Here is an 18,059-nt window from a genome sequence, read left to right as displayed (position 1 = left end):
TAGATATGATTAACCTTATCCTTTGTGGCGGTTCGGGCACGCGCCTTTGGCCCGTGAGCCGTTCCCTGATGCCCAAGCAGTTTGCCCCGCTCTTTGACGGGCAGTCCCTGTTCCGCAAGACGGTTGTCACGAACTCCGCTCTCTGCGAGTCGCAGTTCATCGTCTCTAACGCCGACCAGTTCTTCCTCGCGAAGGACCAGCTCGAAGTCGAAGGCATGACCGGCAGCAAGTTCCTGCTGGAACCCGTGGGCCGCAACACCGCACCCGCGATCGCGCTCGCATGCCTTACCATGAACCCGGAAACCATCGTGCTCGTGTCCCCGTCGGACCACGTGATCCGCAAGAAGGAAGAGTACAAGAAGGTGCTTCTCCGCGCGCAGGAACTCGCCGAGGCGGGTAACCTCGTGACGTTCGGCATCACGCCCACGAGCCCCGAGACGGGCTACGGCTACATCGAGGCTGACGGCGAGAATGTGAAGCGCTTTGTGGAAAAGCCCGACTTGGCGACCGCCGAGAAGTACCTGCTCGCGGGCAACTTCTACTGGAACAGCGGCATCTTCTGCTTCAAGGCGAAGACCTTCCTCGCGGAACTCGGCAAGTATTCTCCGGAGATGCTCGCCGCCGCACAGAAGGCGCTTACCAACGCGACCATCGAGGACGGTGAACCCATCCGCATCAACCGCGACGACATGCTTGCCATTCCGAGCAACTCCATCGACTACGCCGTGATGGAGAAGTCCAAGAAGGTGAAGGTCGTGCCGAGCGACATCGGCTGGAGCGACCTCGGAAGCTTTGATAGTTTGTATGGGGAATACCCGCACGACGATAACGGCAACAACGTGAACCCGCGCCACATCGCGGTGGGCTCGAAGAACTCCCTCGTGATGGGCACTCAGCGCGCTATCGCGACGATCGACCTCGACAAGATGCTCATCGTCGACACCCCGGACGCATTGTTGGTCGCCCCGCTTAGCAGCAGCCAGAAGGTGAAGAAGGTGGTGGAAGAGCTCAAGCAGCGCGGTTCCGACCTCATCAACGTGCCGCAGACGGTGAGCCGCCCGTGGGGTACTTACTCCGTGCTCGAATCCACCGAACGCTACAAGATGAAGCGCATCGTGGTGAAGCCGGGCAAGCGCCTTAGCCTGCAGAAGCACCTGCACCGTTCCGAACACTGGGTCGTGGTGAGCGGTACTGCTACCGTGACTGTCGGCGACAAGGTGTTCTACGTGCGTCCGAACGAGTCGACCTACATCCCGATGGGCGAGGTGCACCGCCTCCAGAACGAAGGCCGCCTCCCGCTCGTGATCGTGGAAGTCCAGGTGGGCGAGTACACCGGCGAAGACGACATCATCCGCGTGGAAGACGACTTCCACCGCTGCAAATAACAACCTTCTGTCACCCTGGAGCACCGCAGGTGCGATAGGGTCCATAAAAAGAAAAGCGGGCCTTTCGGTCCGCTTCTTTCATATTGTCATCCCCGCGAAGGCGGGGATCTCTTTTTTATACAAGAAAAGCGGGCCTTGCGGTCCGCTTTTTCGTTTCCTTCGTCTACCAGCGCAGCGGTCTTTCGTCTAACCTAGAACTGGCTCAGGAATCTCTGGTCGTTGCTGGTCAGGAGGCCGATTTCCGGAATCGCGTGGCGGAGCATCGCGATACGGTCGAGACCGAAGCCGAATGCAAAGCCTGTGTACTTCTCGGAATCGATGCCGCAGTTCTTGAACACGTTCGGGTCCACGGAACCGCAACCGCCGATTTCCATCCAGCCGGTTCCCTTGCAGCGACGGCAGCCCTTGCCACCGCAGAACACGCAGCTCACGTCCATTTCGGCACTGGGCTCCGTGAACGGGAAGAAGCTCGGGCGGAAACGGGTCTTGACGCCTTCGCCGAACAGCTTGTTCATGAACACCTGCAAGACACCCTTGAGGTCTGCAAAGCTGATGTTCTCGTCGACCACGAGGCCTTCGCACTGCTGGAACATCGGGGCGTGGGTCGCATCGTTATCCACACGGAACACGTGGCCCGGAGCAATCATGCGGAACGGCGGCTTGTGCGTTTCCATGTAGTGGATCTGCGTGCCGGAGGTGTGCGTACGCAGCATCACCTTGTCGTCCACGTAGAACGTGTCCTGCATGTCGCGGCTCGGGTGGTCGGGCGGCGTATTCAAGGCTTCGAAGTTGTACCAGTCCGTCTCGATGTCGCGACCGAAGTCCACTTCGAAACCCATCTGGCTAAAGAAGTCGATAATCTCTTCGCGCACGTCGTAGAGCGGATGCGTAGAGCCCGCCGGGATGCCTGCACCCGGGAGCGTGGTATCTACAAAGCCGCTTTCCAGCTTCTTCTGGAGGGCAGCCTGGTTCGCGGTCTCGATAGCCTTGTCGATTGCCTCGGAGACGGCGACCTTAAGTTCGTTCACGAGCTTGCCGTAAGCCGGACGTTCCTCGGCGCTCAAGCTCCCCATCTGCTTCATGAGGTCGGTGACGGCACCCTTCTTGCCCAGGTACTTCACGCGGAGGTTGTTGACGGCTTCTTGGTTCGTAAGGTCGGTTTGCGCAAGTTCTGCGTCAAACGCCTGCTTCACATTGTTAATAGCTTCACTCATAGTGCGGGTAAATTTAGCAATTTTTAGTCAATCAAGATTATTCCGAAAATGTCAAGGGAACCGTAATCGTGCACTTCTCGTAATCCCCAGCGGGATATTTCCACTGCAAAAGGTCTGCCGCCACTGCTTTTTCAAATTCGGGATAGTCCGTAGTAGCATTCACAACTTCCGTTTTTTCAACCTCACCATTTGCAAGTATGGTATACTTTATTTTTATCGTACCTGCAAAATGAGGCTTTTTGTGCAGATAGTTATTATAAAGTGGAACCAATCGCTCCTGCGTATTTTTTGCGACTATGACTTTCAGGTCCTTTAAGCTACGTAAATTTTCCGACTTTTTATCAGATGTTTTTTCTTCAGTAGCCTGAGATGGTTCTTTCGATACACTTGGATTTGATGTTGACGCACACGCCGCAAAGAACACCGTCATACATAATGCAATCAAGAACTTATTCATAAAACTCCAAATACTTTTTAGGCAATCTATTTTTCAGCCTTCGCTTTCCCTGTGAAATTCATGCTCGTTATCTTGAGGACGGTCACGGCGGCGGCCTGCGTGGGCGTGAATTCGAACTTATGCGGGGTCGCGTGCATAGGTTGCGCCGGTTTTGCGGACTGCGCGGAACTTGAACCGTGCGCGGCGCCTGCGGCGTGCATTTGCTGCGCGGCGCCTGCGGCCTGCCGTTCCATCAGGAGCGAGAGTCCGTGGCATTTCTCGGTGCTATCCTCGACGATTTCCGCCTTGCCCTGCCCGACAACGCTTGCATAAAAGCGCCCGCTCTTGCAATAAACGTCCTCGTGAATTTCGATGCGGTTCTCGACGCACATGCTGAACGCCACATTCGGATTCTTGCGGATGCAGTCGAGTTTTTTGCCGACGTGCGCACAATGGAAGTACAGCTCCAGGACGCCGCCCTTCAAACTGTACCCGAACGACATCGGAATCACGTAGGGCATGCCCGCATCCGTATCGTCCTCCATCGCAATGTGGCAAGTCGTGCACTGCTCGATAATCTTTGCGATATTCTCGTCGCCTAAAACTTCTCTATCCTTGCGCCGCATATTTAATTTGTCCTTTCCTTTTTTTCAAATCTAATTTTTTTCTTGGACTCTTCTCCCGCTTGAAAAATGATTTTTACGTAAACGGCCGCCTGGAAATTTTTTCGGGATAATGCGTAACGCGCGGAACTTAAACTCCCGATTTTTCGGGTTTTGTTGTTCTCGACTTCAACAGAATGTTATAGGCTGCAGTGGCGTGTTTGGAGGGGCCAATCTATATTAAGAAAAAAAGGAGTCAGATATGAAATTAGGGCTTTTGGCGTTTCCCGCCATTGGAGTCTCGTTGGGTCTTGTAGCCTGTTCTGAAGATGCCGGCGTGAATCCGAATACGGACAACGGGGCGCTTTTCCCGTCGGATTTTTCTTCCAGCAGCGATTTCTTGGGAACTGGCATCCCTGGCGTAGAACTTTCCAGTTCCAGCTTTGTCGTGCCCGGCATTGAACTTTCCAGTTCGAGTATTGCCGGCCCCGGCTTTGGCATCTCCAGTTCAAGCTTCGTATGGCCCGGCCCGGTTGTCTCTAGCTCGAGCGTCGTGATTCCCGGTGGCAACAATCCCGGCAACGAGAGCGGCGACGACGAGAACGACAACGAGGATTCAAGGACGTTGGACGGCTCGCAGATTCTCCTGAAGCTTGCGGGCACTTCGGCTACGGTCGAAAACAACAACGGCTGTGTCGAAGTGGCGGACAAGAGCGCGTCCATCACTTGCCCGGGCGCCTACTACGTGACGGGCGAATCATCCGACTTCCAGGTGGTGGTGAATACTCCGGGCGCCGAGAACGAGGGCAATACCGGCATCTACCTCCATAACGCGACCATCAAGAGTTCCAATTCCCCCATCCTCGTGAAGAACGCTGACAAGACGGTGATTCACCTGGTGAAGGGGACTACCAACGTGGTCGAAGACGGCAACGGGAATCACTTGTTCACGAAGGTCAACGGCGCGCAGGATACTTCGAAGGCTGCAATCTATTCCCGCGACGACTTGAACATCAAGGGCGCAGGCACCCTGACCGTCAAGGGCAAGTTCAAGAACGGCATTCAGTGCAGCAATGACCTCAAAATCAAGAACGGAAACATCACTGTCGAGGCTGAAGAAAACGCCATCAAGGGCAAGGGAAGTCTCCAGATTTCGGGCGGTGTCTTGAACGTGACCGCCAAGAAGGGCGACGGACTCGAAAGCGACGAATGCGAAGAGGCGGGTGGCGCCTGCAAGGATACGGTTGCCGGCAAGGGCATCGTGGAAATCTCCGGCGGAAACATCACCATCAAGGCGGGTGACGACGGCATCCAGGCGGCAAACTACATTCTTGTGAACGATTCTGCCGAAGCCTCCACCATCAAGGTGACTTCTACCGGCAAGGGAATGGTCGCCACGAAGTTCATCTATGTGAACGGGGGCGATATCAACGTGACCGCCGATGACGATGCAATGCATACAAAATGGCGTGTCTACATGAATGCGGGCAACGTGACGGTCAGTTCGAAGGATGACGGCATTCACGCCGATTCTGCCCTGTACCTGAAGGGCTCTACAATCAACGTGGTTACCGCTAGCGAAGGCCTGGAAGCCTACAGGATTTTTGCGGAAGGCGGAATCACTTCGACATTTGCTACAAACGACGGCTGGAACGGCGCCGGTGGCCCGAAGGAAAACGTGGGCCAGTACGCTGCGTTCAGCGAGAGCGGTGGCCATATTGTCGTTAGCGGCGGCTACCACTACATCAGCGCGAAGGGCGACATGATCGACGTGTTCGATGCGAACGGTTCCGGAAAGATGACCGGTGGCGTGCTGATTCTCGAAATCACTGGCCAGAGCTACGAGAACCAAGGCGGCTTCAACTTTGGAGGTTGGGGCGGCGGAGGCATGGGTGGCGGCATGGGCGGTGGTAGCGGCGGATGCTCTTCCAACATGGCGGGCGGCCTTATCGATACGGATGCCGGCTTCGAGATTACCGGCGGCGTTCTCCTCGCGTTCGGCAACTACTCGACCGACCTTCCCAAGTGTGCGACCGTCACCTACAACAACAGCAGTTACTACGGCTCAAACAACGCTGCATTCAAGCCGACCTACCAGGGCAACGCGATTATCTACGGTGGCGAAGTGAATTCTGTCAGCCAGGTAAATACGGCTGGAATGCAGGAGCTCAAGTTCCCCAACGCCGTGAGCTACATGTACAAGTAGCCCTTCGGCATGGTTCGGCAGGCTCACCAACCGAGCTCAGGGACCTTGTTTAGCGGGTAAATGCATTATCACGGGCCGGTTCTTGCCGGCCTCTGTTTTATGTATCGTGAGCTTGCCGGTGCTGTCGTAACCGAACTGCTCGCCGACGCGTTCCCCGTTTACGTAGTTGAGGCTGTCTTTCAGTACCCCGTTCGGGTACCAGTTGCGCCAGATGCCATGGCGTTTGGTGTTTTCCCAAAAGCCCAGGCTAGCCATTCCACCGCCCATGCTGTCGGGGTAGAAACTTCGTTCTTCGATTTGGGTAGAATCTTCTCCGGCACCCCAGAACTCTTCGTGTAACAGGTTGTGCCCTGCCTTGATATAGCGCAGTGTTGCTGGAAATTTTCCGATACTTAGTTTATATGCGTCTTTGTCGCTCAAACCGCTTGTTTTGAGAAGACCGCTTGGGATTGGAGAACGAAAAAAAGAGGTTTCCGCACAGAACATTGTCGATGATGTTTCGCATGTTCCGTAAGATATTCCGGTATTTTCACTGAAGCCCTTGTATGTTTCTATAGTGAATTTGCTTTCACGAAGTAGTTTCCCGTTTTCGTCATACCAGCTCCATATGGAATCGCGTTGCCCGGTTACTGTCCTATGTTCCTGCTTTAGGAGGGTTCCGTCGGCCCTGTAGTATTCTGTGGTGCCGATGAGGGCGCTATCTCCAGATGCTGGCCCATAAAATGTTGTTTCATCTAAACGGAATCCTAGTGTTCCCTTAATGCGGATACGTTCCGTTTTAGGATCTTCACTGAAATTCTCATAGTATAGTTCAAAGGGGCCATATAGTTTGTTTTTGTGGCAGGTGAATTTTTCGAGCAGGGCGCCATTCATGGAATACCTTTTCAGGTAACTTTTTTTGCTCATTTCGGGAGCGGATTTTATTTCGCGGTTGGGTTCCCATCTGGCATGACATGTTCCCTCTTGTTGTGGATTTCCATTCTCGTGCCACTTTTTCCACACTCCGGTTGCGTTGCCGTTCTCGTCGTAGTGTTCCTCGAAGGCCTTGTTCCCGTTAAAATGCCAGCCTTCCCAGTCGCCTACGGGATGATCGTCCTTGTAGTGTCGCACGGCTTCCTTGCGGCGGGAGTTGAGCCGTTCTACGAAGTAGCTTGTCCAAGTCCCTTCGCGCTTGCCGTTCTTGTATTCGCCGTCGAGTGCCACGTCGCCGAGTACGGTCCAGCGCTTGATATTCCCGTGCGGTATGTTGTTTTTGTACTGGATTTCGAATTCCTTGATGCCGTTGTCGTACCACTCGTTGCGCTTGAGGATTTCGCCGTCGGGGTATACCCACACGGAGGTTTTCTTCGTGCCGTTCACGTGCTTTTCGAGGACTTGCTCTTCGGCATGCTCAATGGTGCAACCATAAAGCACGCCACATACGCCCAAAAGCGGCAAAAAGGTCAAAAATGTCGAAAAAATCTTCCTGCGCATGTCCACCAAAGTAGAAAAAAGGTAATTTCTTAGTGTGGAAGATACAAAAAACAGGACGATTGCCGATACCTTCAACGCGAAGCTCAAGACTCCGTGGGTTTGGCTGATTATCCTCATAACGCTCGGGCTTACCGCGCTGTTCTACTTTTCGCAGAAACCGGGCGTCATCGTCTACTCGCGCTATATCAAGTCGCTTTCCGATTACCAGCTGATGGACATGGAACTCATGCGGTCCATGAGTGCAGTCCGTTGCGGGTACGCGGGCGATTCCATGAAGGTGCTTTCGCAGTCCATGTCGCTGCGTGAACTGGCAGTCTCGTTTGCCCGCGAGATGGACGAATTCTCGTCGCGGGGAGTCGTTGCCCCTCCGCCTTATTCCGTTCACGAGTTTGAACGCCGCGTGCTTTCGAAGGTGGCCGGCGTCCGCCGTTACCTGTCTGTCCGTCAAGCGTGGTTCGGAACATACGACAAGGTGTATGCCGACGTGGCTTTCTTGCCGGATAACGTTTCGTACCCGCTGCTCGTTACGCTTGACTCTGCGCGTTTCGGGTTCCCGGTCACGTTCCCGCAGGGGCTCGACGTTCCCGATTCGCTCGCGCTGCGCGTGAAGGCCCTCCTGGACGAGAACGTGGAACATGCGCTTGCGTGGAACCGCCTTGACAATCACGAGACCGTCCTCGCGGGTGAAGACCTCATACAGTACTTCCAGCAAGAAAGCATGAACGAGATAACCCTGAAGGCGAAGATCCCGCTGGTGTTCTATTTCCTCACGCTCATCCTGTTGCTCTCGACTTTCTTTTTTATATTCAGGTCAAAAAACTAGTTTGTTATGGCATTTTTCCACACGCGCAAATACGTCTACTTTAATGCGGCACTGCTGTTTCTGCTGGTGATAGTGTGGTGCGTGTCGAGTACGCATCTTGTGGTGCGCAGTTTCCGGGAAGAGCCTCACCTCTTTTACGGCACGTTGAGCCACGCCTCTATCCCGAGCCTCTTTGGCGGTACGGATATCCCGTTCCTGGACAAGACGTATTTCCAGATAAACGGCGACAAGGATGTCACGTTCGTGCTTTACGCTACGGGCGAAATGAACGAAATCTTGTCGGAATGGTATGACTTTGCCGATGTTGATGCGGCGAGCATTCCGCTCGAAATATGGGCTTCGCGTGTCAAGGACAACCTTTTCGTGGTGCAGTCCATCTCGACATCGGAAGGCGGACTGGAATGGGAGGAACTCGCCGACTACATGGTGGGGAACCTGCTTGTCGTTGCTGGCATTGTCCTGTTCAGCTTTATCGGGATGGTCGTGTTCGTAATCCTGGGTATCAAGACGAAGGTGCCGCGCCGCCGCCTGGTCCGCCACATGGGTGGTAATCCCGCATAAGCGGTTTGCCCTATGCGCGTAGTTGCCTTCCTGTTTTTGTTCGTTGCGTTTGTGTGGGCGGGCAACCCCGATTCACTGACCGTGCGTTCGATCAATCAGGAAAGCAGGACGTTCTTCAATAGCGCAACGGGCGTGTGGTGGCCCGCGCAGCCGAAATCTTCCAGGGCGAGTTTCCCGCGTCATGCGGCAAAGTCGGGTGTCGTCGTGTGGTTCCATGGAGGAATGACGAGCGGCAACTGCGAGAAGGGGCTTGTCGCGGGTGGTGACTTCGCGAAACTTTTTCCGGATGTAATCGTGGTGAGCGCTTCTGCCTGCAGGGAAACCCACTGGGTGACGGGTGCTATGGTGGCGGCTGTCGATGCCGCTCTCGATTCCGTGGCCCAAAGGCGGGGCGGGTTTGTGGACGAGGTCTCGCTGGTGGGTGTCTCGGACGGGGCGCTGGGCGTGCTCTACTACTCCATGCAGGGCAAGCGTCGCGTGAAGGACCGCCTGCTGATGAGTTCTTTCGGCAAGTTGCTGGGGGGCGCCCCCGAGGTTGCCGGGGCGAGCCCCAGGATGCGCGACGGACGCTGGCGCTTTTTGCAGGGCGGCAACGACAGGCTTTTCCCGGCGGGGGAGGCTGCCCCCTGGATAGAGGAATTTTGCAGGTCGGTTCAGGCGGACTGCATGCTCCGGTTCGACCCCGCGGGCGAACATGACTGGTCGTACTGGCGCGAAAAGCACCTCGACTGGATTCGCGAGTCGATTTCTTCTGGGAAATAATTGTGCCGCCCCCTTTTTTATGAAGAAACCCTTGACAAAACGGGCGAAATTTTCAAAATTTGGTGCACCACGCGGATGTGGTGGAACTGGTAGACACGCTAGATTCAGGTTCTAGTGCCTGCAAGGGCATGAAGGTTCAAGTCCTTTCATCCGCACTGAAAACCCGTCGGATTCGTCCGGCGGGTTTTTCTTTTTGTTGCATTGCCTTTGCGAAGCCGAAGGTCGGAAAATGCGCCGTCAGCAGACTAAAAGACTGTTTTACTTCGATTTGGTCTGCTGATTCAGCTCAAAACGCCATTCTTGTAGCCCGGAAAATGCGCTGTCAGCAGACTAAAAGACCGTTTTACTTCGATTTGGTCTGCTGATTCAGCTCAAAACACCATTCTTGTAGCCCAGAAAATGCGCCGTCAGCAGACTAAAAGACAGTTTTACTTCGATTTGGTCTGCTACTTTGGTCAAAAAGCCGGCGTCCTACATCAAAAAATCGCATTCCCAGCAGACCAAACGGCGCCGTCTTCGTGATTTGGTCTGCTCAAGCATCTAGCCTGCATTCCGTTTGCTAATTTTGCTCCACATGGAAAACTTCCTGGACGAAATTCCCGACGAAGAACTGCGCGGCGAGCGAGTTACGCTCCGCTTGCTGCATGAAGGCGATGCGCCCGCGCTGTTTTCCCTCATAGACGGCAGTCGCGAGTTTCTTGCCCGCCATTTGCCGTGGCCCGCGGAATGTACCTGCGTCGAGGATGTCGAGTCCCGCATCGAATCGTGGGAAATCCAGGCCCAGATGGCGAACGGCGCCTGCTGGGGCATCTTTGCGAAGGACGCGGGCAGTTCGCAATCCGCGGGCAGTTTAAGGCCCGCGGACGGTTCAGTTCCCGCAAACAGCCAGCAACACGCAAGCGACCTTCAACTCGCAGGCGTCATCATCCTCGGCTGGATTCAGGCGGCACACCTATCCGCGAGCGTGAGTTACTGGCTCGGCGAATGCTTTACCGGCAGGGGGCTTGCGACCGATGCCCTGAAGATCCTCTCGCATTTTGCGTTCAACAGGCTCGGCCTCAACCGGCTAGAAATTTCGGCATCTGTAACCAACAAGGCAAGCCAGACCGTCGCCACCCGCGCAGGCTATACGCAAGAGGGCTTTTCCCGCGAATTTGAGCGAATTAACGGGAAATTCGAAGACCACGTGCGCTTTTCCCGCCTTGCCCGCGACCCGCAATAAACGGTCCAAAACCAGCAATAAACGGTTTTGAACCCGCAATAAACGGTCTTGAACCAGCAATAAACGGCCCGAAACCCGCAATAAACGGCCTAAAACCCGCAATAAACAGTCTTAAACCCGCAACTCTAATAACTAACAACTAATAACTAACAACTAATAACTAACAACTAATAACTAATAACTAATAACTAACAACTAATGACTCCCCTGGTTTCTTGGGTAAACACGAAAACGTAAATTTTTTTGTTCTTTGCTCCTGCAATCTTCTATCTTATAGGCATGGACAATGGTGAGAAAATAATTTTAACTGAACCGGATGTGCTGCAGTACACCAACTTTCGTGTGTATCTCCGTGATTACTACGAATACAAGAAAAAGACGCAGCCCTCTTTTAGTTTGCGTTTCTTCGCTGAGAAGGCGGGGCTGTCAAGCCACGCCCACCTGAAGCTTACCATCGACGGCAAGCGCAATATCACGAAGGGAACCGTACTGAAGCTCATCCAGGGTTTAGGTCTCGAAAAGCAGCGTGCCGCTTATTTCGAAAGCCTGGTGTTCTTTAACCAGGCCCAGAACGACACCGAAAAGCAGATATACTACGCGCAGCTCCTCAAGGCGAGCCCGCGCTCCAAGCTGCACAAGATGGACCAGGCGCAGTTCCGCATCTTCCGCGAATGGCACCACTCCGTCATTTTGGAAATGGTCGCCCTCAAGGGCTTCCGCCCGATTCCCGACTGGGTGAGCCGCAAGCTCCGCGGCATGGTCACGCCCTCGCAGGTGCAGGAATCTTTTGACCTCCTTATGGAACTCGGCCTCCTGGTGAAGACCGCCAACGGTTACCGCCAGCGCGACCCGATGCTCACGACCGATGACGAAGTGCAGGACATGATGGTGAAACTCTATCACCAGCAGATGCTGCGCATCTCGGCCAACATGATGAATGAACTCCCGAGTGCGGAACGCGATATATCTGCACTGACGTTCAGTATCAAACGCTCAGATTTCCCCAATTTGAAAAAACATATCCAACTCATGCGCAAAGAACTACTAGATTTCTCCGCAAAGCCTGGCGAAGCGGACGATGTGGTTCAGGTGAACATACAACTGTTTCCGCTTACTCGAGGAGTATAATGCGTTTTGTTTGGTCCATAGTTGTTTGCGTGATGGGTTTGCTTGCCGTCGTCGGATGTTCTTCCGGCGGTAACTCCGATCCTATTGCCGGTATCGAAATCGGTAACCCGGCGCTCGCGCTCACTGCGGATTTTTCTGTGGATTATTCCGAAGTTGAAAAAAACGCCCTCTTGAAGTCCGCCGCGAAGGATGAACCGGTGTTGCTGGATTCATTCTCGATGTCTCTGTTCGAGGTGCGTTCTTATTCCAGCTATTACGTTGCAGTTTCCATCGATCCGATCGAAGGCTTGCCGATCTGGCCCGAGGAAGACTCTCCGGAAACTTCCTTGCCCATTTCGTTCACGGAAGGCTCCTCGGTGGAGGAACCGTTCAAGAACATCAACCTTGAAGATCAGGGCTACCTGAAAGAAATAGGCGTGTCGTTCAAGCCCGAAGGGGCAGAGTCCACTATTTGCGGTCGGGTACTGATTGACGGCAAGTATGTCCCGTTCGTGTACGACCTGAACGGATTCCAGAGGGTAAGGCTGCGCTATCACTTCTCGCAGATTGAACGCGTGTCCGATTCTGTTGCGAACTTGTCTGTGATTTTCCGCGTGCGTTACTTTGTACAGGGCTTGGACCTGACTAAGGCCGAAATTGACGAAGACGGGACAATCTACTTCAACAATGCCAACAATACGGCGTTGTGGAATGCCCTCAACAACAACTTTGTATCGGCCTTCCGCCCGCTGCGTTACGACTTCGTAGATGCCCAGGGCAACGAGGGCGAGGATTTCGTCAAGGATATCTGGGACGGCGTTGTCGGTGCCATGAGCGACAATACTATTGAAAACGGCAATTTCGCCGACGGCATGGCTCACTGGATTTTCTTCACGCAGATGAACGGCGTGGCGACGGCCAACGTGATAGAAGAAAAGGGTGGCGAACGCTACCTGAAGGTGGTCGTGACCAATGGTGGCAACAAGTCCTATAGCGTGCAGCTTATCCAGGAGGACGTCGCGCTTGTCGCGAAAAAGAAGTACAAGTGCGTGTTTACCATCTGGTCCGATGTCGAAGGTCAGATTACGGCACGTATCGGTACTTACGATGATTACGAGACCGTGGGCTTCATGGAACATCCGATTGTGAAGACTTCGGGCCAGTCGTTCGAGAAGGAATTTACCCCGAGCGAAAGCACTCCGTTTGCAAGGTTCGAACTGAACCTCGGCAAGATGGAACGCACGTTCTACATCAAGGACGTGAAAATCTACCGTATCGAGGAATAACCGAAAGTTTGGTGTATGAGAAAGCCGGCAGATTTTTCTGCCGGCCTTTCTGTTGTTTTTGATTGACTCGCGCAATATTTCTTTGCGTTATATTTCTTTGCGCAAAGATTCTTCGCGCTGCGTTTCCTCGCTACATATCCTCGAGTTCCTTGCCCTTCGTTTCCTTGATGAACTTTGCCACGAAGAATATGCTGAAGATGGCGAAGAATGAATAGATGGCGTAAGTCGGGCCCACTCCGATGCCGTCCTTGCCGGTGAGTACCGGGAACGTCCAGGTAACCACGAAGTTAGCGAACCACTGTGCAAGCCCGCAGATGGCGATGGCGATGGTGCGGATGCGGTTGTTGAACATCTCGCCGAGCATTACCCACATGACCGGGCCCCACGTTGCCGCGAAGAAGGTAATGTAGAGGTTCGCCGCAATCAGGGCGATTACGGCAGCCATTCCCGGAAGGCTTCCGTCGGCACCCGCGCTCATGAAGCATACGGTAAGCGTGCTCAGGGTAATTGCCATGCCTATGCTACCGATTAGCAGGAGCGGCTTGCGCCCAATCTTGTCGATAAGCAGGATGGCGACTACGGTCATCACCAGGTTCACGGCGCTCGAAATCACGCTCGTGAGGAATGCGTCGCTCTCGCCGAAGCCCACGCTCTGCCAGAGCATCGTGCCGTAGTAGAAAATCACGTTGATGCCCACCAGCTGCTGCAATATTGCAAGCCCGAGGCCCGCCCACAGAATCGGGGAAATGCGCTCCCTGCCGTTGATGATTTCGAGCAGGTCGGTAAACTTGGGCTGCTTCTTGTTCTTGAAGGAAGCCTGGATGGTTTCCACTTCATTTTCGACGCCCTCGGGGTTAATCTTCGCGAGCACGTCCCTGGCCTGGTCAGTGAACCCCTTGTGGATAAGGTAACGCGGCGATTCGGGGAGTTTCCAGGCGGCGTACCCGTAGAGTACCGCCGGGATGATTTCGACCCAGAACATCACCTGCCATGCCTTGACACTGCCGATTATCGTGTTGTTTGCTGCCCCCGCAATTTGCACGATGAGGTAGTTCGAAAGGAGCGCCACGAAGATGCCTATCACGATGGCGAACTGCTGCATGGAACCCAGTCGCCCGCGCAGGTGGGCGGGTGCCGTCTCGGCGATGTATATCGGGGCGATGATGCTTGCCATGCCGATGCCGAAACCGCCGATGACGCGCCACAGGATAAAGTCAGATATGCCGAAGGGAATGCCGGAACCGATGGCGCTAATCAAGAACAGGTCCGAGGCGAAAAGCATGCAGCGCACGCGCCCGAAGGCGTCGGCAATACGGCCCGCAAAGAATGCGCCGATGGCGGCGCTAATCAGTGCAAGCGAAACGGCCCAGGCGAGCTGATAGTCAGTCGCGTTGAAGTGCGCCTTGAGCGCACCATTTGCCCCGTTGATAACGGAGGAGTCGAAGCCGAACAGGAATCCGCCAATGGCGGCGGAAAGGGTTATTAGGACGATATGGCCCATATGCGACTTTTCATTTGACATGGAATCTCCTTTTTTTTGAAACGCCTAGAGTCTAAACTATTCGAATGTGGATGAAAAAGCCACTTTGAAAAGAATAAATAGCACAAAACGATATTCCAAGTTGGAATAGGGGGCGGGGCTCCTCCGCTAAATTTCTACATTTACGCCCGAAAATTTAGTGCCCGTGGTGCATGCCGCGGGGTTTGAGGTAGCCCATGTTCCGTGAAGTAAAGAAAGAAGAGACCTTCCCGCAGATTGAAGAGCGCGTGCTCGCCCTGTGGGATAAGGATGAATCGTTCAAGAAGTCGCTGGACTCCCGTCCGGAAACTGAACCGTACACTTTCTACGATGGCCCTCCGTTTGCAACGGGCCTTCCGCACTACGGTCACTTGCTTGCCGGTACCATCAAGGATATCGTTCCGCGTTACTGGACCATGAAGGGCAAGAAGGTTCCGCGCGGTTTCGGTTGGGACTGCCACGGCCTTCCGATTGAATCTCTTGTGCAGAACGAACTCGGTCTCGCTGGCGTTGCCGAAATCCAGAAGCTCGGCGTCGATAAGTTCAACGAAACTTGCCGCGGCAAGGTGCTCAAGTACACCAGCGAATGGAAGAAGACGGTGCGCCGCATGGGCCGCTGGGTCGACTTCGACAAGGGCTACAAGACCATGGACAAGAACTTCATGGAATCTGTGTGGTGGGTGTTCAAGCAGTGCTTCGACAAGGGCCTCATCTACCAGGGCTACCGCATCCAGCCGTACAGCCCGGCTCTCGCGACCCCGCTTTCGAACTTCGAAACGAACCAGGGCTATAAGGACCGTCAGGACCCGTCCCTCACGCTGATTTTCCCGATCAACTCGAGCGAGCCCAAGTTCAAGGACACGAGCATCCTCGTGTGGACGACGACCCCGTGGACGCTGTACTCCAACTTCTGCATCGTTGTGGGCCCGGACATGGACTACAACCTCGTGGAGCAGGACGGCAAGAAGTACTGGATTGCCGCAAGCCGTACCGCCGCCTACTTCAAGAACCCGAACATCGTGGATACCTGCAAGGGCTCTGAACTCGTGGGCAAGGACTACGAACCGCTCTCCCGCATTTCCGACGCCTTCGTGACGCCGGACCAGCTGTCCCGCCACTACAAGATTTACCCCGCCGACTACGTGAGTACCGAAGACGGTACCGGCGCCGTGCATACCGCTCCTTCCTTCGGTGAAGAAGACTTCCAGAAGGGGGCTGAACTCGACCTCGGCCTTTTCGATCCGCTGGATACCGAAGGCAAGTTCACCGACAAGGTCCCGATGTGGAAGGGCCTGGGCGCAAAGGAAGCCGACAAGGAAATTATCCGCTACTTCAAGGAACAGGGCCGCGTGTTCAAGCAGGACGTGATTGTCCATAGCTACCCGCACTGCTGGCGTACCGGCGTTCCTCTGATTTACCGCGCCCTCAAGACATGGTTCCTCAAGATTGACGCGCCTGTCACCAGCAAGGACGGCGTGACCAAGACCCTGAAGGAATGGATGGTCGAAAACAACCAGACCGTGAACTGGGTGCCGGACCACATCAAGAACGGCCGTTTCGGCAAGTGGCTCGAAGGCGCTCGCGATTGGAACCTTTCCCGTAACCGTTTCTGGGGTACGCCGATTCCGGTGTGGCTCTCTGATGACGGCGACATGATTGCTGTTGGCTCCATTGAAGAACTCCAACAACTCACCGGCGTGAAGCTCGACGACTTGCACAAGCACTTTGTCGATAAGCTCACCATCGAAAAGAACGGCAAGGTTTACCGCCGTACGCCGGAAGTTTTCGACTGCTGGTTCGAATCCGGTTCCATGCCGTATGCTAGCCGCCATTACCCGTTCGAAAACAAGGAACTCGTGGAACGCAGCTTCCCGGCTGACTTCATCGCTGAAGGCCTTGACCAGACTCGTGGTTGGTTCTACACGCTGACGGTGCTTTCTAACGCTTTGTTCCAGAAGCCGGCATTCAAGAACGTGATTGTGAACGGTATCATCTTGGCCGAAGACGGCTCCAAGATGAGTAAGTCCAAGCGCAACTATCCGGACCCGAACGACCTCATCGAACGCACGGGTGCCGACGCTATTCGCTTGTTCATGATCAACTCCGCCGCATTGAAGGCCGAAGACCTGCGCTTCAGCGAAGAAGGCGTGAAGGGCATCGTGAAACAGGTGATGCTCCCGCTTTGGAACGCCGTGGCATTCTTTGTGTCTAACCACAACGCCGACGCCGCCAAGGGCCAGCTCACGTGGAAGCCCGGTCAGGAAGTCAAGAGCGAGAATGAACTTGACCGCTGGATGCTTGCAACATTGCAGGATCTCGCTGCCAAGGTCGAAGTGGAAATGAAGGCTTACCGCCTGTACAACGTGGTGCCCGCCGTGATCGCCGCGGTCGATGACCTCACGAACTGGTATGTGCGCCGCAGCCGTCGCCGTTTCTGGAAGTCCGAAAACGATGGCGACAAGAACGCTGCCTACGCCACCATGTACAAGGTGCTGGTGGACTTCTCCAAGATTCTCGCCCCGTTCCTCCCGCTCCTCGCCGAAGAAATCTACCAGATTCTCGTGCGCGAAGTCGATGCCAATGCCCCGGTGAGCGTGCACCTCTGCGAATTCCCCAGTGCCGACAAGTCCCTGATGGACGAAAAACTCGTGGAACGCATCGCCATGGTGCGTGGCATGGTCGAAATGGGCCGCGTGATTCGCGCTACGAACAACGTAAAGAACCGCATGCCGATCGCCAGCATGACGGTGGTTGCTCACGGCACCGAAGAAAAGAACGTCGCCGAGACCATGAAGGACTTGATTCTCGAAGAACTCAACGTTCGCGAAATGAAGTTCCTCGAAGACGAAACGAAGCTCGTGAAGCTCTCCGCCAAGCCGAACTTCCTCGCCATCAAGGCGAAGGGCCCGGATTACGCGAAGAACATGAAGGTGATTTCCGCCAAGCTGAATTCGTTGAGCGTCGATGAAATCAAGGCCCTGCAAAATGGCGAAACCATCAAGTTCGACTTCGGTGAAGTCGGTGCCGACTGCCTGATGCTCAACCGCATCGTGGCCGACGGCATGGCCGTGGAAGCCAACCAGCACTTCACCGTGGCTCTGGACCTGAAGATTACGGACGAGCTCCGCCGCGCCTGCGTGGCCCGCGAACTCGTGAACCGCATCCAGAACCGCCGTAAGGACCAGAACTACGCCATCTCCGACAAGATTGAAGTGACGCTGTTCTCTGCAAGCGAAGTCTTCAAGCAGGCTGTCGCCGAGAATGAAGCTTACATCGCTGGCGAGACGCAAGCGGTCGCAATCAAGTGGGCTGCCGCCGCCGATGGCCTCGAAGCCAACGACGCCGACGGAGAGGCATTTAGCTTCACGACTGTTAAGGCGTAAGAAAAATACTTAAAAAACTCTAAAAACGCTCTTTCCTTGCGAAAGGGCGTTTTTCTTATTTGGTCTTTTGTTTGAAAAAG

14 protein-coding genes and 1 tRNA gene are annotated in these 18,059 nt (G+C 54.6%); 10 read left to right on the top strand and 5 right to left on the bottom strand.

Annotated elements, in window-relative coordinates:
- The first annotated feature begins 5 nt into the window (after positions 1-5).
- Positions 6-1,385 carry a mannose-1-phosphate guanylyltransferase/mannose-6-phosphate isomerase gene (locus BUB22_RS00820; RefSeq protein WP_073113506.1) on the top strand — a complete coding sequence of 460 codons (1,380 nt, stop codon included), beginning with the start codon at positions 6-8 and terminating at the stop codon, positions 1,383-1,385.
- A gap of 191 nt (positions 1,386-1,576) precedes the next feature.
- Here the strand turns inward: BUB22_RS00820 and pheS are convergent, their stop codons facing one another.
- From pheS to BUB22_RS00805, 3 genes are read right to left on the bottom strand one after another with little or no spacing between them, the layout of a single operon-like run.
- Positions 1,577-2,599, bottom strand: a complete 1,023-nt coding sequence (gene pheS / locus BUB22_RS00815) for a phenylalanine--tRNA ligase subunit alpha (RefSeq protein WP_072801315.1) — start codon at positions 2,597-2,599, stop codon at positions 1,577-1,579.
- Between the two features lie 37 nt (positions 2,600-2,636).
- Positions 2,637-3,056 (bottom strand): AgmX/PglI C-terminal domain-containing protein, encoded by a 420-nt coding sequence (locus BUB22_RS00810; protein ID WP_073113505.1) that lies wholly within the window; start codon positions 3,054-3,056, stop codon positions 2,637-2,639.
- A 26-nt stretch (positions 3,057-3,082) separates the two neighbouring features.
- Positions 3,083-3,661: a pyridoxamine 5'-phosphate oxidase family protein gene (locus tag BUB22_RS00805; protein ID WP_073113504.1), complete on the bottom strand. Its 579-nt coding sequence runs from the start codon at positions 3,659-3,661 to the stop codon at positions 3,083-3,085.
- A gap of 238 nt (positions 3,662-3,899) precedes the next feature.
- On the opposite strand from BUB22_RS00805, the gene BUB22_RS00800 reads away from it, so the two are divergent.
- Positions 3,900-5,843, top strand: coding sequence for a carbohydrate-binding domain-containing protein (locus tag BUB22_RS00800; protein WP_083535305.1), 1,944 nt, complete (start codon positions 3,900-3,902; stop codon positions 5,841-5,843).
- Positions 5,844-5,879: 36 nt separating this feature from the next.
- Here BUB22_RS00800 and BUB22_RS00795 read toward each other — a convergent pair whose 3' ends face one another.
- On the bottom strand, positions 5,880-7,316 hold the full coding sequence (locus BUB22_RS00795) for a toxin-antitoxin system YwqK family antitoxin (protein WP_083535328.1): 1,437 nt from the start codon (positions 7,314-7,316) through the stop codon (positions 5,880-5,882).
- Positions 7,317-7,350: 34 nt separating this feature from the next.
- On the opposite strand from BUB22_RS00795, the gene BUB22_RS00790 reads away from it, so the two are divergent.
- From BUB22_RS00790 to BUB22_RS00760, 7 genes are all read left to right on the top strand, one after another.
- On the top strand, positions 7,351-8,139 hold the full coding sequence (locus tag BUB22_RS00790) for a hypothetical protein (protein ID WP_083535304.1): 789 nt from the start codon (positions 7,351-7,353) through the stop codon (positions 8,137-8,139).
- Between the two features lie 6 nt (positions 8,140-8,145).
- Positions 8,146-8,700, top strand: a complete 555-nt coding sequence (locus tag BUB22_RS00785; protein ID WP_072809128.1) for a hypothetical protein — start codon at positions 8,146-8,148, stop codon at positions 8,698-8,700.
- 12 nt (positions 8,701-8,712) lie between these two features.
- Positions 8,713-9,462, top strand: a complete 750-nt coding sequence (locus tag BUB22_RS00780; protein ID WP_073113503.1) for an alpha/beta fold hydrolase — start codon at positions 8,713-8,715, stop codon at positions 9,460-9,462.
- Positions 9,463-9,533: 71 nt separating this feature from the next.
- Positions 9,534-9,617: transfer RNA gene (locus BUB22_RS00775), tRNA-Leu, on the top strand.
- Positions 9,618-10,036: 419 nt separating this feature from the next.
- The gene (locus tag BUB22_RS00770; RefSeq protein WP_073113610.1) at positions 10,037-10,684 is read left to right on the top strand and encodes a GNAT family N-acetyltransferase; all 648 of its coding nucleotides are present in this window, start codon (positions 10,037-10,039) and stop codon (positions 10,682-10,684) included.
- Between the two features lie 279 nt (positions 10,685-10,963).
- Positions 10,964-11,812, top strand: coding sequence for a TIGR02147 family protein (locus BUB22_RS00765; protein ID WP_072809123.1), 849 nt, complete (start codon positions 10,964-10,966; stop codon positions 11,810-11,812).
- Positions 11,812-13,077: a carbohydrate binding domain-containing protein gene (locus BUB22_RS00760; RefSeq protein WP_073113502.1), complete on the top strand. Its 1,266-nt coding sequence runs from the start codon at positions 11,812-11,814 to the stop codon at positions 13,075-13,077. Before BUB22_RS00765 ends, BUB22_RS00760 begins: the two co-directional genes overlap by 1 nt.
- Positions 13,078-13,207: 130 nt before the next feature.
- Here the strand turns inward: BUB22_RS00760 and BUB22_RS00755 are convergent, their stop codons facing one another.
- Positions 13,208-14,599, bottom strand: a complete 1,392-nt coding sequence (locus BUB22_RS00755) for a sugar porter family MFS transporter (protein ID WP_073113501.1) — start codon at positions 14,597-14,599, stop codon at positions 13,208-13,210.
- A 194-nt stretch (positions 14,600-14,793) separates the two neighbouring features.
- Between BUB22_RS00755 and ileS the strand changes: the two genes are divergently transcribed.
- On the top strand, positions 14,794-17,979 hold the full coding sequence (ileS, locus tag BUB22_RS00750; protein ID WP_073113500.1) for an isoleucine--tRNA ligase: 3,186 nt from the start codon (positions 14,794-14,796) through the stop codon (positions 17,977-17,979).
- Positions 17,980-18,059 lie beyond the last annotated feature (80 nt).

This window comes from Fibrobacter sp. UWCM, assembly GCF_900129735.1.
GTDB lineage: Bacteria > Fibrobacterota > Fibrobacteria > Fibrobacterales > Fibrobacteraceae > Fibrobacter.
The sequence above is the reverse complement of the archived record's forward strand: the minus strand, read 5'-3'. Positions and strand labels throughout refer to the sequence as shown.

Bases quoted from the DNA above. Each gene is read 5' to 3' on its own strand.
- BUB22_RS00760 (WP_073113502.1), top strand. From the start codon at position 11,812: ATGCGTTTTGTTTGGTCCATAGTTGTTTGCGTGATGGGTTTGCTTGCC.
- BUB22_RS00755 (WP_073113501.1), bottom strand. From the start codon at position 14,599: ATGTCAAATGAAAAGTCGCATATGGGCCATATCGTCCTAATAACCCTT.
- BUB22_RS00785 (WP_072809128.1), top strand. From the start codon at position 8,146: ATGGCATTTTTCCACACGCGCAAATACGTCTACTTTAATGCGGCACTG.
- pheS (WP_072801315.1), bottom strand. From the start codon at position 2,599: ATGAGTGAAGCTATTAACAATGTGAAGCAGGCGTTTGACGCAGAACTT.
- ileS (WP_073113500.1), top strand. From the start codon at position 14,794: ATGTTCCGTGAAGTAAAGAAAGAAGAGACCTTCCCGCAGATTGAAGAG.
- BUB22_RS00765 (WP_072809123.1), top strand. From the start codon at position 10,964: ATGGACAATGGTGAGAAAATAATTTTAACTGAACCGGATGTGCTGCAG.
- BUB22_RS00820 (WP_073113506.1), top strand. From the start codon at position 6: ATGATTAACCTTATCCTTTGTGGCGGTTCGGGCACGCGCCTTTGGCCC.
- BUB22_RS00805 (WP_073113504.1), bottom strand. From the start codon at position 3,661: ATGCGGCGCAAGGATAGAGAAGTTTTAGGCGACGAGAATATCGCAAAG.
- BUB22_RS00795 (WP_083535328.1), bottom strand. From the start codon at position 7,316: ATGCGCAGGAAGATTTTTTCGACATTTTTGACCTTTTTGCCGCTTTTG.
- BUB22_RS00800 (WP_083535305.1), top strand. From the start codon at position 3,900: ATGAAATTAGGGCTTTTGGCGTTTCCCGCCATTGGAGTCTCGTTGGGT.
- BUB22_RS00810 (WP_073113505.1), bottom strand. From the start codon at position 3,056: ATGAATAAGTTCTTGATTGCATTATGTATGACGGTGTTCTTTGCGGCG.
- BUB22_RS00780 (WP_073113503.1), top strand. From the start codon at position 8,713: ATGCGCGTAGTTGCCTTCCTGTTTTTGTTCGTTGCGTTTGTGTGGGCG.
- BUB22_RS00770 (WP_073113610.1), top strand. From the start codon at position 10,037: ATGGAAAACTTCCTGGACGAAATTCCCGACGAAGAACTGCGCGGCGAG.